General features: G+C 67.5%; 13 protein-coding genes. 6 read left to right on the top strand and 7 right to left on the bottom strand.

What is annotated here, in order from left to right; all coding sequences use genetic code 11:
* Positions 1–462 precede the first annotated feature (462 nt).
* Entirely contained in the window at positions 463–2148 is a 1686-nt protein-coding gene (locus DIE06_RS26635) for a GMC family oxidoreductase (RefSeq protein WP_124663933.1), read from the bottom strand.
* 314 nt (positions 2149–2462) lie between these two features.
* Here DIE06_RS26635 and DIE06_RS26630 point away from each other — a divergent pair, with 314 nt between their 5' ends.
* Both DIE06_RS26630 and DIE06_RS26625 read left to right on the top strand, forming a co-directional pair.
* The gene (locus DIE06_RS26630) at positions 2463–3362 is read left to right on the top strand and encodes a LysR family transcriptional regulator (protein ID WP_124663932.1); all 900 of its coding nucleotides are present in this window, start codon (positions 2463–2465) and stop codon (positions 3360–3362) included.
* Positions 3363–3598: 236 nt separating this feature from the next.
* Positions 3599–4132 (top strand): class IV adenylate cyclase, encoded by a 534-nt coding sequence (locus DIE06_RS26625; protein WP_124663931.1) that lies wholly within the window; start codon positions 3599–3601, stop codon positions 4130–4132.
* Between the two features lie 54 nt (positions 4133–4186).
* On the opposite strand, the gene DIE06_RS26620 is transcribed toward DIE06_RS26625, so the two are convergent.
* Positions 4187–4672 carry an Lrp/AsnC family transcriptional regulator gene (locus DIE06_RS26620; protein WP_006408082.1) on the bottom strand — a complete coding sequence of 162 codons (486 nt, stop codon included), beginning with the start codon at positions 4670–4672 and terminating at the stop codon, positions 4187–4189.
* 140 nt (positions 4673–4812) lie between these two features.
* Between DIE06_RS26620 and phhA the strand changes: the two genes are divergently transcribed.
* Together phhA and DIE06_RS26610 are read left to right on the top strand one after the other, a co-directional pair.
* Entirely contained in the window at positions 4813–5706 is an 894-nt protein-coding gene (gene phhA / locus DIE06_RS26615; protein WP_221624067.1) for a phenylalanine 4-monooxygenase, read from the top strand.
* Between the two features lie 161 nt (positions 5707–5867).
* A complete protein-coding gene (locus DIE06_RS26610; RefSeq protein WP_124663929.1) occupies positions 5868–6176 on the top strand; it encodes a 4a-hydroxytetrahydrobiopterin dehydratase in 309 nt (102 codons plus the stop codon).
* Positions 6177–6268: 92 nt separating this feature from the next.
* On the opposite strand, the gene DIE06_RS26605 is transcribed toward DIE06_RS26610, so the two are convergent.
* Entirely contained in the window at positions 6269–6499 is a 231-nt protein-coding gene (locus DIE06_RS26605) for a DUF3717 domain-containing protein (RefSeq protein WP_059682648.1), read from the bottom strand.
* A 122-nt stretch (positions 6500–6621) separates the two neighbouring features.
* Between DIE06_RS26605 and DIE06_RS26600 the strand changes: the two genes are divergently transcribed.
* Both DIE06_RS26600 and DIE06_RS26595 read left to right on the top strand, forming a co-directional pair.
* Positions 6622–7314, top strand: coding sequence for a response regulator transcription factor (locus DIE06_RS26600; RefSeq protein ID WP_006401494.1), 693 nt, complete (start codon positions 6622–6624; stop codon positions 7312–7314).
* 116 nt (positions 7315–7430) lie between these two features.
* Entirely contained in the window at positions 7431–8915 is a 1485-nt protein-coding gene (locus DIE06_RS26595) for a sensor histidine kinase (protein ID WP_124663928.1), read from the top strand.
* 103 nt (positions 8916–9018) lie between these two features.
* Here DIE06_RS26595 and DIE06_RS26590 read toward each other — a convergent pair whose 3' ends face one another.
* From DIE06_RS26590 to DIE06_RS26575, 4 genes are all read right to left on the bottom strand, one after another.
* Positions 9019–9540, bottom strand: coding sequence for an SET domain-containing protein (locus DIE06_RS26590; protein WP_124663927.1), 522 nt, complete (start codon positions 9538–9540; stop codon positions 9019–9021).
* A gap of 179 nt (positions 9541–9719) precedes the next feature.
* Positions 9720–10832: an NADH:flavin oxidoreductase/NADH oxidase gene (locus DIE06_RS26585; RefSeq protein WP_124663926.1), complete on the bottom strand. Its 1113-nt coding sequence runs from the start codon at positions 10830–10832 to the stop codon at positions 9720–9722.
* Between the two features lie 203 nt (positions 10833–11035).
* Positions 11036–11746, bottom strand: a complete 711-nt coding sequence (locus DIE06_RS26580) for a glutamine amidotransferase (protein WP_124663925.1) — start codon at positions 11744–11746, stop codon at positions 11036–11038.
* A 28-nt stretch (positions 11747–11774) separates the two neighbouring features.
* Positions 11775–12413: a MarR family winged helix-turn-helix transcriptional regulator gene (locus tag DIE06_RS26575; protein ID WP_124663924.1), complete on the bottom strand. Its 639-nt coding sequence runs from the start codon at positions 12411–12413 to the stop codon at positions 11775–11777.
* Positions 12414–12826: the final 413 nt, after the last annotated feature.

The following is a 12826-nucleotide window of genomic DNA, read 5'->3' as shown; positions in this document are numbered from 1 at the left end:
GCGAAGCACCGGGAAGATTCGCGCAAGCGACCGCGATCAGGTCTGCGGATGAGCGAGCTGCCCCGGACGCCGTATCACGCATCGAGGGTGGTCTCCCGCGCCGACGCGTATGCACACTGCGCAACATTGTCGCGCCGTTGGTGCAGTGCAATCATCGGGATTTGCACTTATAGGGCTGGCCGCCCTATCGGACGCGGCTGAGCGCGCATTTTCGACGCGTTTTTTTGACACGCGCATCATCGACAGTCGCGCGCTCGCATCGCGCGTGCCTGTGCGAACGCGGGCACGTTACGCCGCGCGTCATGTCGTCGCGCGACAAGAACGCTGCGGGCAATGCACGGCTCGCGGCGTAATCACCTGCGTGTCGTCGATCCATTGCGATCCGCACGTGTCGGCTTGTTTCGCATGGCGAACCAGCAGGCGCCATAATGACGGCCCGCTGTCGTGCGCGTCAGCCTGGTGTCACGCAGCCGTCATCGCCGCGTCCGTTCGCACTTGCGCCGCGTCATGCGCCGCGCGTCGATCGGCGCGGATCATGTCGCTCGCGCGCTCGGCGATCATCAGCGTCGGCGAATTCGTGTTGCCCGACGTGATGAACGGCATCACCGATGCATCGACGATCCGCAGCCCGGCGATGCCGCGCACGCGCAGCCGGCTGTCGACGACGGCACGCATATCCTCCGCGCGCCCCATCCGGCACGTACCGACCGGATGGAAGATCGTCGTGCCGACCGCGCCCGCCGCTTCGATCAGTTCGGCTTCGGTCCGGTACTGCGTGCCCGGCAGGATCTCCTCCGGGCGATAGCGCGCGAGCGCCGGTGCGGATGCGATCCGGCGCGTGAGGCGCAGCGCATTCGCGGCGACATGACGATCGTGGTCGGTCGACAGGTAGTTCGGTGCGATCGTCGGCGCCACGCCCGCATCAGGGCTCGCAATATGCACGCTGCCGCGCGAGCTCGGCCGCAGATGGCAGACGGACGCCGTGAAGGCGTTGAAGCTGTGCAGCGGCTCGCCGAAGCGCTCGAGCGACAGCGGCTGCACGTGGTATTCGAGATCGGGGCGCGTGAGCGCGGGATCGTCGGGATCGGATTTCGCGAACGCGCCGAGCTGCGACGGCGCCATCGACATCGGCCCGCGCTGCAGCAGCGCATATTCGGCGCCGATCATCAGCTTGCCCCACCAGTGCGCGGACAGCGTGTTCAACGTGCGCACGCCTTCGACGCGAAACGCCATCCGCAGCTGCAGGTGATCCTGCAGGTTCTCGCCGACGCCCGGCAGATCCTGCACGACGTCGATGCCGAGCGCCTGCAGCCGTGCACCGGCACCGATGCCCGACAGTTCGAGCAGCTGCGGCGAATTCACTGCGCCGGCGGTCAGCAGCACTTCGGCGCGCGCGCGCGCGACGTAGTCGGTGCCGCCGCCGCGATACTCGACGCCGACCGCCCGACGTCCGTCGAAGATCACGCGCTGCGCATGCGCGCCGGTGATTATGGTCAGGTTCGGGCGCGTCATCGCGGGCCGCAGGAACGCCTTCGACGTATTCCAGCGTACGCCGCGCTTCTGGTTCACCTCGAAATAGCCGACCCCGGTGTTGTCGCCGCGGTTGAAATCGTCGGTCGCCGGGATGCCCGTCTGCTGCGCGGCCTGCGCGAACGATTCGAGGATCTCCCAGCGCAGCCGCTGCTTCTCGACGCGCCAGTAGCCGCCCGCGCCGTGCGCGTCGCTCGCGCCCGCGTGGTGGTCCTCGCTGCGCTTGAAGATCGGCAGCACGCTGTCCCACGACCAGCCGGCGTCGCCGGTTTCCTGCGCCCAGCTGTCGTAATCCTCGCGCTGGCCGCGCATGTAGATCATTCCGTTGATCGACGAGCAGCCGCCGAGCACGCGGCCACGCGGATACGACAGCGCGCGGCCGTTCAGCGCCGCCTCGGGTTGCGTCTTGTACAGCCAGTCGGTGCGCGGGTTGCCGATGCAGTACAGATAGCCGACCGGGATGTGGATCCAGTGATAGTCGTCCTTGCCGCCCGCTTCGAGCAGCAGCACGCGGATCTCGGGATCCTCGGTCAGGCGGTTCGCGAGCACGCAGCCCGCGGTGCCTGCACCGACGATCACGTAATCGAATTCGCCCTCGAGCGTGCGTTGAGTACTCACAGCGTGTCTCCTGTCGACCCGAGTTAGCGCTTTAGCGCTTACTCGGGTCCCATGCTTTGCGGTCGACCCGAGTCCGTACTTCAGCGCTTACTCGGGTCCCATGCTTTGCGGTCGACCCGAGTCCGTACTTCAGCGCTTACTCGAATCCCATGCAAAGCTCATTGTTGTTTGTGCCCCGCGCGGCACATTCCCGCGCGTCGTTTTCAGCATAGTGCGTCGCGGGCGACGCGATCGATGAAGCGTACTCCGCCCGCCCGCCGCCGATCCAATGAGTTATGCTGAACTGCGTTATAAGCCGCGCTCATATCACGACGATGGATCTCACCCTGCTCCGTGCGTTCGCGACGGTCGCCCGCGAAGGCAACCTGACGCGCGCCGCCGTGCAGCTGCACCTGACACAGCCGGCCGTCAGCCTGCAGATCAAGCATCTGCAGGAAACGCTCGGCGTCACCCTGTTCACGCGCACGTCGCGCGGGCTCGCGCTCACGCGCGACGGCCAGACGCTGCTGCCGCACGCGGAGCGCGCGCTGGCCGCGGCCGCCGACGTGCAGCGCGCCGCTGCTGCGCTGCGGCACGAGGTGCGCGGCCGGCTGCGGATCGGCACGATCCTCGATCCGGGCTTCCTGCGGCTCGGCGGCTTCCTGCGCGCGCTCGTCGAAACCCATCCGCAGATCGAAACCGCGCTGCGGCACGGGATGTCCGGCTGGGTGCTCGAACAGGTGCGTGCGCAGGCGCTCGACGTCGGCTACTACATCGGCCGGCCTGGCGAAGACGATCCGCGCGACGACACGCTGTTCCACACGGTCACGCTCACGCGTTTCCACTACCGCGTGCTCGCGCCGGCCGGCTGGAAGGAGCGCGTGCAGCGCGCGCACGACTGGCGCGCGCTCGCCACGCTGCCGTGGATCTGGACGCCGCCGGCGTCCGCCCATCACCGGCTGCTGTCACGGCTGTTCGCGGCGGCCGGCGCGCAGCCGGCGAAGGTCGCCGAGGTCGACCAGGAGCAGTCGATGCTCGACCTCGTCAAATCGGGGATCGGGTTGACGCTCGCACGCGACTCGACCGCGCTGGCCGAAGCGCACGCGCATGCGCTGACGATCGTCGAACGCGTGACGGTGCCGACCGAGCTGACGTTCGTGACGCTCGCCGAGCGGCGCGACGAACCGGCGATCGCGGCCGCGCTGCGGTTGATCGAGAGCCAGTGGGTGACATGAGTGCGGCTGATGTCGGCGTGGTCGGTCGTGCATCGGGCATCGGCGCCTGACACATCCGGTGCATCCTGCGGATCGCCAACCCGCGCCCCGCGTGACGCGTGGCATCACGAACAGGCTCGAATCGCCCACCCCGCGACGTGTCGCCGCGTCCCGCTTGCTCGTCACGCCGCCATCGCAGGCTTTTTGCTAGATTGTGCCTTCGCACACCGCGAGACCCCTGATTGAAGGAGACCCGCATGGCCCGCAACATCGAGATCAAAGCCCGCGCCCGCGAATTCGACCGGCTGCGCGAACAGGCGGCTACGCTCGCGACCGAAGCGCCGCTCTTCTACCGCCAGCAGGATTTCTTCTACGACGTGCCGCGCGGCCGGCTGAAGCTGCGCCGCTTCGAGGACGGCACGCCGGCCGAACTGATCTTCTACCAGCGCGACGACCGCGACGGCCCGAAGGCGTCGTACTACACGCGCAGCCCGGTGACGAACGCGGACGCGATGCACTCGCTGCTGGCGACCGCGCTGACCACACGCGGGATCGTGACGAAGGAACGGCACGTGTACCTGGTCGGCCGCACGCGGATCCACCTCGACCGTGTCGACGGCCTCGGCGACTTCATCGAACTGGAAGTGGTGCTCGGCCCCGACGACGACGAAGCCGGCGGCGAAGCCGAGGCGCATGACGTGTTCGCGAAGCTCGGCGTGGCGCAGGAGGATCTCGTCGCGGTCGCGTGCGTCGACCTGCTGAACGCCGACGCGCAATCCGAACCGGCCTGATCGGGCCCTATCCGCGGCGGCGCCTTGCGCCCCGCCGCCGGGCCGGCCGCCGCGTCAGGCGGCGCCGGGCGCCAGGTGCGCGAGCGGCAGCGCACCGTTGCGCTTGAAGGTCGTCAGCACGATGTTCGAGCGCACGCTGTCGACGCCCGGCACGCGCATCAGCTTCTTCATCACGAACTGCGACAGCGCGTTGAGATCCGGCGCGACGATCCGCAGCAGATAGTCGGCATCGCCGACCACCGCATGGCATTCGAGCACCTCGGGCAGCACGTCGATCTGCTGCTGGAACTGCTCGATGATCGAATCGCCGTGGTGCTTGAGCTTCAGGCTCGTGAACGCCGTGACGCCAAGCCCGAGCTTCTCGGGGCGCAGCATCACACGGTAGCCTTCGATCACGCCGGCCGCCTCGAGCCGCTGCAACCGCCGGCCGATCTGCGACGGCGACAGCGGCACCTCCTCGCCAAGCTGCTGGTGCGTCGCGCGACCGAAGCGCTGCAGCACGTCGAGAAGCGCGAGATCGAAGTGATCGAGTTCCAGCATGAGCATTCTCCGCATTGATTCCTGTTTTGATGCGAGATTATCGCATCAATAAGCGAATCAACGCCATCTTTGCGCCCATTCCGCACGTCGCCCGCTCTACACTTGCATGGTTCCCAACCAACAGCGTGCAGAGCCAGATCATGTCCACCGTCGTCACCGCGAAACTGCAGGAGCAGTTCGACGCGGGCCTCGAAACCCGCGCCGATTTCACCATCGACCAGCCGCTCGAACGCTACGGCCAGGTCGACCACGCGGTGTGGCAGCAGCTCTATGCACGTCAGTCGGCGCTGCTGCACGGACGCGCGTGCGACGCGTTCGTCGCCGGGCTCGGGAAGATCGACCTGCCGGCCGACCGCGTGCCGTCGTTCGCCGACGTGAACCGCCAGCTGAAGCCGGCCACCGGCTGGGAGATCGTCGCGGTGCCGGGCCTCGTGCCCGATCGCGTGTTCTTCGAGCACCTTGCGAACCGGCGGTTTCCGGTCACCTGGTGGATGCGCCGCCCGGATCAACTCGACTACCTGCAGGAACCCGACTGTTTTCACGATCTGTTCGGCCACGTGCCGCTCCTGATCGAGCCGGTATTCGCCGACTACATGCAGGCATACGGCCGCACCGCGCTCGCGGTCGCGGACGACGAAGCGGCACTCGCGCGGCTGGCGCGGCTCTATTGGTATACGGTGGAATTCGGCCTGATCCGCGACCCGCACAGCCCGAACGGGCTGTCGATCTACGGCGCCGGAATCGTGTCGAGCAAGGGTGAAAGCCTCTACAGCATGGAAAGCGCGGCGCCGAACCGGCTCGGCTTCGACCTCGAGCGCGTGATGCGCACGCGGTACCGCATCGACACGTTCCAGAAGACTTACTTCGTGATCGACGATTTTTCGCAGCTGTTCGCGCTCGCCGACGTCGACGGCCGTGCGCTGGCCGACCGGCTGGCCGCGCTGCCGGAAATCCCGGCTGGCGCGGTGGTCGATGGCGATCTCGTGCTGCATCGCGGCACGGGCGAAGGCTGGCCGGACGACGCGGACGCGTAAGGCCGCGGGCCGTGCCGGCGTGATGCGCATGCCGGGCCGGGGGCCGCCTCCCGATGCCGGCCCCCGGGTGCCCATCGCGCAACTATGAAACAATGACCTGTACCGGCTTTGCCGCGTGGCCTTTGCCCGCGTGCGGGCGCCGTTACCGAACGAGGTGCAACATGATCCACAAGCTCACATCAGAAGAACGCAAGACCCGGCTCGAAGGCCTGCCGCACTGGACGGCCGTGCCGGGCCGCGACGCGATCCAGCGCAGCCTGCGCTTCGCCGATTTCAACGAAGCCTTCGGCTTCATGACGCGCGTCGCGATCAAGGCGCAGGAAATGAACCACCATCCGGAATGGTTCAACGTGTACAACCGCGTCGACGTGACGCTGTCGACCCACGATGCGGACGGCCTGACCGAGCGCGATATCGCGCTCGCGACGTTCATCGACCAGGTGTGCGCACACACCCCGCCGGCCGCCTGAGACCTTCCTCTACCGCCGCGCATCTTTCGACGCGCGGCGCGTCAACTTTTCATTTCGCTGAACGTTTTCTAGGATGTATTCAGCGAAAGCCTTCAGCTTTCCAAGCCATCCTTAAGGCGCACGTAAGTCTCGTACGCTTTCCGCGCCTTGGGGTCCAAACCTTCCAGTTGCAGCGCGCCTCCGCGCTGTACAATCAGCAGCGCATACGGCTTGGAGAGCGCGCTGGCCTCTTCGCAGAGTTTGAGTTCGTCGCCGCTCGACGGCGAGCGGGCGCGCCAGAAATTGATCGCGGCTTCGAGGTCGTGGATCGAAATATCGGACATGATTGGATTTAATCGTTCGCTGGCCGCCATGCTTGATGTCAGGCGCTGCGGCGCCCCTGTGGAAACGGCGTCGTGCTGTCCGCGTGCCTGAACCGCCAACCCATTGTACTTGAGCGAACTTCATGCGACTCCTTCTGATCGAAGACGACCGCCCCATCGCACGCGGTATCCAGAGCAGCCTCGAGCAGGCTGGCTTCACCGTCGACATGGTGCATGACGGCATCTTTGCCGAACAGGCACTGGCACAGAACCGCCACGAACTCGTGATCCTCGACCTCGGCCTGCCGGGCATCGACGGGATGACGCTGCTCACGCGTTTCCGCCAGACCAACCGCCACACGCCGGTCATCGTGCTGACCGCGCGCGACGAGCTGAACGACCGGATCCAGGGCCTGAACTCCGGCGCCGACGACTACATGCTCAAGCCGTTCGAGCCGGCCGAGCTCGAAGCGCGCATCCGCGCGGTGATGCGCCGCAGCGGCCCGCACAGCGACATGCCGCGCCCGGAAGTGTCGCTCGGCGGCGTCCGCCTGTCGGGCGTCGATCGCCGCATCTTCAACGACGACAAGCCGCTGGAACTGTCGCCGCGCGAATTCGCGGTGCTCGAAATGCTGCTGCTGCGTCACGGCCGCGTCGTCAGCAAGGCCCAGCTGCAGGATCACCTCACGCACTTCGGCGGCGATCTCGGCGACACCGCGATCGAAGTCTACGTGCACCGGGTGCGCAAGAAACTCGAGCAGTGCCGCGTCGAAATCGTCACGGTGCGCGGCTTCGGCTACCTGCTGCAGGAAATCCGCCAGACGGCGAGCGTCTGAGCGGCGCCGCGCGCCGGCCGGCCGCGTGCCGCCCGGCGGGCGCCCTGCCCGCGTCGCCGTCCGACGCACCACCGCGCCGCTCCCCGTGAGCGGCGCTTATCCATTTGCCCGTCGAAATGTCTTCTGATCCGGCTGTGACCACCAGCCTGCGCCGCTCGCTGCTCCGGCGCCTCGCCGCGCCGCTGTCGATGCTCGCGCTGATGAGCGGCCTGATCGCCTACTGGCTCGCGTGGCAATACACGCAACACGTGATCGACCGCTCGCTCGCCGATCTCGCGACCGCCATCTCCAAACAGATCCAGATCGCCGGCCCCGATGCGCCGTTCACCGTGCCGCCGCTCGCCCAGGCAATGTTCTCCGATCCGGCCGAGGCACTGATCTACCGGATCAGCGACGGCGAACAGGAACTCGCCGGCGACCCGAAGCTGCCGCTGCGTGGCATCAACGTGCGCCGCATGCATTACGCCTACGTGTTCGAGGCCGAGTACGACAACCGCGCGGTGCGGGTCGCGCAGGTGCGCGTCGAAGAAGTCGAGGGCGGCCGGCCGATGGTGGTCGAGGTCGCGCAGCCGGTGCGGCACCGCTACCGGATCGCGGCCGAATTCCTCGTCGCGATCATGATGCCGCTGCTGCTGCTGCTGCTCGCGGGCTGGGGCATCGTGTGGCGTGTCGTGAACCAGCAGCTCGGCCCGCTCACGCATCTCGCCGATTCGCTGAACCGGCAGACGCACACGTCACTGGAACCCGTCGACGAAACCGAAGTGCCGCTCGAGATCCGGCCGCTGACGAGCGCGATGAACGCGCTGCTCGGCCGCCTGAAGACCGCGCTCGATGCGCAGCGCAAGTTCATCGCCGATGCCGCGCACCAGTTGCGCACGCCGCTCACGGCCGTGAAGCTGCATGCCGAACAGGCCGCCGTCGCGCGCGACCCGCAGCAGACCTACGCCGCGGTGCGCGAACTGCGGGCGGCCGCCGATCGCGCGGTGCGTCTGTCGAATCAGCTGCTGTCGCTCGCGCGTGCGGAGCCGGGCGAACAGGCCGCGCGCTTCGTCGACGTCGACCTGGCGGCGATGGCGTTCGAGACGGGCGCCGAATGGGTGCCGCGCGCGCTCGCGTCGCATGTCGACCTCGGCTTCCAGCGCAGCGACGATCCCGGCGAAGACGAAACGCTGAACGTGCGCGGCAACCCCGTGCTGCTGCGCGAGGTGATCGCGAACCTGCTCGACAATGCGCTGAAGTATGTGCCGCTCGCACGGCCGGACGGCGCACGGATCACGGTGAACGTCGCGCGCGGCGTGCTCGAGGACGGCCAGCCGGCCGCCGAGATCGTCGTCGAGGACAACGGTCCGGGCGTGCCTGCGAACCAGCAGGCAGACCTGTTCAAGCGCTTCTTCCGCGGCGATGCGCAAAGCGGCAACGGCGTCGAGACGGGCGCCGGCCTCGGGCTCGCGATCGTGCACGACATCATCGCGATGCACGGCGGCACGGTGTCGTACGAGGATGCGTCGGAAGGCGGTTCGCGCTTCGTGGTGCGGGTGCCGCTCGCCAAGCGCGCGGCGAAGCCGGCGAGCGAGACGCCGGCCGCCACGCCGACGCACTGACGCGCGCACGGCCCTCTATCGGGCGGGACGGCTGGCCGCGCGGCCCCTCGGCGCATGGCGGCCAGCCGGTGCAGCAGCCGCGCACGAAGCGCGGCCGCGGCAGTCACTTCTTCTTTTTCTTGTCCTTCGTGCCGGACTCGGACTTGCCGTCCTTCTTCTTTTTCTTCTTGCCGTCGTCGTCCGGGGTGGCGAGCAGCGTGCCACGGCACGCGGCCGCGCCGCAATGGCACGCGTATTCGCGCTTGAGCTTCTTCGTCAGCTTCTCGTCGATCACGAGGCCATAGTCGTAGAACAGCTCCTCTTCCGGCCCGATGTCGCGCAGCGCGTGGATGAACACGCGGCCCTTGATCTCCTCGGCCTCGCAGTTCGGCGCGCACGAATGGTTGATCCAGCGCGCGCTGTTGCCGTCGATCTTGCCGTCGATCACCCCGCCCTCTTCCAGTGCGAAGTAGAACGTATGGTTTGGCTCGTTCGGGTCGTGCGGATGGCGGCGCAGCGCTTCCTTCCACGAAATTCGCTCGCCCTTGTATTCCACTACGCGCTCGCCGGCCTTGATCGGCTCCACCGCGAACACGCCCTTGCCGTGTACTCCCGAGCGGCGCACCGCGATCCTGCGTGAACTCATCGAACGAATCCTTTGAAGACGACTTGAATGGAAGACGGCCGCGATCGCGGCCCTGCGCCGCGCAAAACGAAAACGCGGCACCGACCGGTGCCGCGTCGGGGCGTGCGGCGAATCACCCGCATCCTACACGTTCGCGATTGCTTCGTTCAACATCGCGCGCAATATTGCGCGCATGACGCTCAGCGCTGGCCGAATGCGATGTCGCCGAACAACGTTTTGTGCTCGCGCGGCTGCGAACGCCAGTACTGCGGCGGCGCCGATACCTGCGCGCCGAGCTCGGCAGCCGCATGCCACGGCCAGCGCGGGTCGTACAGCATCGCGCGCGCCATCGCGACGAAATCGGCGTCGCCCGACTCGATCAGCCGGTTCGCATGCGCGGGGTCGTTGATGAGGCCGACCGCAATCGTCGGCATCCCGACCGCGCGCTTCACGGCCTGCGCGAACGGCACCTGGTAACCGGGCGACAGCGGAATCTTCTGCAGCGGCGACACCCCGCCGGACGACACGTCGATCCAGTCGCAGCCGCGCTGCTTCAGTTCGTGGGCAAATGCGATCGTGTCGTCGAGCTCCCAGCCGCCCTCGACCCAGTCGGTCGCCGACACGCGCACGCCGACCGGCCGGTCCTCCGGAAACGCCGCGCGCACGATCTCGAAGATCTCGAGCGGAAAGCGCATCCGGTTTTCGCGCGAGCCGCCGTATTCGTCGGTACGCTGGTTCGACAGCGGCGACAGGAACTGATGCAGCAGGTAGCCGTGCGCCGCGTGCACTTCGATCGCATCGATGCCGAGGCGCGCGGCACGCCTCGCGGCGGCCGCGAACGCTTCGCGGATCCGGTTCAGGCCGGCCGCGTCGAGCGCGAGCGGCGGCGTCTCGCCGTCCTTGTGCGGCACGGCCGACGGCGCATGCGGCAGCCAGCCGCCATCGGCGACGGACACGAGCTGGCCGCCCATCCACGGCACCTCGCTCGACGCCTTGCGCCCCGCATGCGACAGCTGCATCGCGATGCGGATCGGCGAATGCTTGCGGATCGCCGCCAGTACGGGCTTGAGCGCCGCTTCGGTCACGTCGTCCCACAGACCAAGGTCGCCGGCCGTGATGCGTCCATCGGGTTCGACGGCGGTCGCTTCGATGCAGAGCAGGCCCGCGCCGGACAGCGCGAGATGGCCGAGGTGGATCATGTGCCAGTCGGTCGCCTCGCCGCGCTCGGCAGAGTACTGGCACATCGGGGAGATCACGATCCGGTTCGGAAGGATCACGCCGCGCAGCGTGAACGGGGAAAACAGCGCAGTCATGGATGCCGCTCGCCAGGGAAGGGAAAGAGCAAACGAGCGTAGCACGCAGGCTCGAAGCCTGCTGGCGGCCGGTTCGGCAGTAAGCGGATGGTCAGGCAGGGCCGGCGTGCGGCCGGCAGCGAGGCCGCGCGCACGCGGCGTGCAGCGGTGTGCCGGCCGGCAATGCCTGCGGGCCGGTCACGCGCGGTGCAGTTCGTTCGGGATCAAAGCCCGACGCTATCGAGCCACTCCGCGAACATGCGCCGCGCGGCCGTCTCCAGCGCGGGACCGTATTGCACGGTGTCGTCACGCAACCGGCACGCGTCGATGCCGGGCGTCGACGCGATTTCACCGGCGTTGCCGATCAGCCAGGGTTCGAAGCGGTCGGCGCGGATTTCGGGATGGCATTGCAACGCCAGCACGTGCTGCCCCCACGCGAATGCCTGGTGGCGACAGGCCGGTGTCGACGCGAGATGGATTGCGCCGCCCGGCAGGTCGAACGTATCGCCATGCCAGTGCAGCATCGAGGTCGTCGCGCCGTCGAGATGGCGCATCGGCGACGCGCGGCCCGCATCGGTGAGCGTCAGCGGCGCCCAGCCGAGTTCCTTCTGCGCCGCCGGATAGACACGCGCACCGAGCGCGCGGGCGATGAACTGCGCCCCCAGGCAGATACCGAGGATCGGCAGTCCGGCGTCGATGCGCTGGCGCACGAGCGCCGCGAGCGGCGCGATCGACGGATACTGCGCGTCGTCGTACACGCTGAGCGGCCCGCCGAGCATCACGAGCAGCGACGGCTTGAGCGCGTCGAGCACCTCGACGCGCGACGATCCGACGTCGACGTAGCGTACTCGCCGCCCGCGCTCTCCGAGCACCTGCTCGAAGCTGCCGAGGTCCTCGAAATGCACGTGGCGGATCGCCACCACTTCAGCGTTCATCATCGGCCTCCCGGTCGATCGACGGACGTCAGCCGGCGAACACCTTCCAGGTCTTCTTTTGCGTCGCCGCGTCGGCTTCTTCCTGCACCGAACAGTCGAGACGCAGATCGCTGTCGGCCATCGACAGGTCGAGCGCCGCGCAGTAATGCACGGTCTTCTTCGACTGCTTGCCCGGCTGGAAATGCGCGCACGTCAGGCACATGCGCTGCGGCGGCGTCGCACCGGCCACCTGCAGTTCACGCAGCGTCTTCAGCAGCGCGCGGTACAGCGCGCCCTGCTCGTCCGCGCCGAGCTTGCCGACGGCTTTCGTCAGGAATTCCGGCCATTGCAGCGCCTTCTTTGCCGCGGTACGGCCGCGGGCCGACAGGCGCACGGCCAGCGCGCGGCCGTCGTCCAGTGCGCGACGCTTCTCGACGAGCCCCTTCGTCTCGAGCGTGCTGACCGCATCGCTGGTGGTCGCAGCCGTGAGCTGCGTCTCGCGCGCGATCTCGCCGAGCCGCATCGGGCCCTTGCGTTGCAGCAGCAGCACGAGGATCTCGCCCTGCGTCGGCGTGAGGCCAGCGCCTTCCGCCCAATCCCATGCCTGGCTTCGCATGGCCGTACTCAACCGCAGCAAGCTGTGGGTCACACGTCCCGAAGCCTGATTCCCGTAAACGCCTTCGCTCATAGTCTTTTCGCTTTGCCGCCGCCCGGATTGCCGAGCAGCCGTAGTGTGGAGATCGAATGTCTATCTCAAAACAGACGCTCGTTGCAGAGCGTCGACACGGCCGTCGCGAGGCACACGCGGCGGTCGCGTTCGCGGCGACCGGTGAGACACGCGTCGTTCCGGTGTCCGCAAAGCCGACATTCTAAGCGAGAGCGGAAAATCGCACAGCTAAGTTATCCCCTTCATTCTGTGGAAAATCGCTGGATAACCGCATTTTTTCGTTGTGCCGCCAATCTCTGCCGGCCCCACGGCGCAACGCGCGACCATTTTCCTGTCCGAATCGGCCATCGTGCCGATGGCACCGATCCACCGGGTTATCCCGCTCCTAGCGCGTTGACTTTGAAGCGGAATATCAGGTTATCCACAGATTTTCA

Origin of the sequence: Burkholderia sp. Bp8998, from assembly GCF_003854235.1 — a bacterium.
In the GTDB taxonomy this organism is placed as follows: domain Bacteria; phylum Pseudomonadota; class Gammaproteobacteria; order Burkholderiales; family Burkholderiaceae; genus Burkholderia.
Note: the sequence above shows the minus strand (reverse complement) of the source record. Positions and strands in the feature narration are given on the sequence as shown.

Excerpts from the sequence above, each read along its gene's own strand:
- DIE06_RS26610 (WP_124663929.1), top strand. The coding sequence starts at position 5,868 with ATGATCCACAAGCTCACATCAGAAGAACGCAAGACCCGGCTCGAAGGC.
- DIE06_RS26600 (WP_006401494.1), top strand. The coding sequence starts at position 6,622 with ATGCGACTCCTTCTGATCGAAGACGACCGCCCCATCGCACGCGGTATC.
- DIE06_RS26585 (WP_124663926.1), bottom strand. The coding sequence starts at position 10,832 with ATGACTGCGCTGTTTTCCCCGTTCACGCTGCGCGGCGTGATCCTTCCG.
- DIE06_RS26620 (WP_006408082.1), bottom strand. The coding sequence starts at position 4,672 with ATGCTGGAACTCGATCACTTCGATCTCGCGCTTCTCGACGTGCTGCAG.
- phhA (WP_221624067.1), top strand. The coding sequence starts at position 4,813 with ATGTCCACCGTCGTCACCGCGAAACTGCAGGAGCAGTTCGACGCGGGC.
- DIE06_RS26580 (WP_124663925.1), bottom strand. The coding sequence starts at position 11,746 with ATGAACGCTGAAGTGGTGGCGATCCGCCACGTGCATTTCGAGGACCTC.
- DIE06_RS26575 (WP_124663924.1), bottom strand. The coding sequence starts at position 12,413 with ATGAGCGAAGGCGTTTACGGGAATCAGGCTTCGGGACGTGTGACCCAC.
- DIE06_RS26630 (WP_124663932.1), top strand. The coding sequence starts at position 2,463 with ATGGATCTCACCCTGCTCCGTGCGTTCGCGACGGTCGCCCGCGAAGGC.
- DIE06_RS26590 (WP_124663927.1), bottom strand. The coding sequence starts at position 9,540 with ATGAGTTCACGCAGGATCGCGGTGCGCCGCTCGGGAGTACACGGCAAG.
- DIE06_RS26625 (WP_124663931.1), top strand. The coding sequence starts at position 3,599 with ATGGCCCGCAACATCGAGATCAAAGCCCGCGCCCGCGAATTCGACCGG.
- DIE06_RS26595 (WP_124663928.1), top strand. The coding sequence starts at position 7,431 with ATGTCTTCTGATCCGGCTGTGACCACCAGCCTGCGCCGCTCGCTGCTC.
- DIE06_RS26605 (WP_059682648.1), bottom strand. The coding sequence starts at position 6,499 with ATGTCCGATATTTCGATCCACGACCTCGAAGCCGCGATCAATTTCTGG.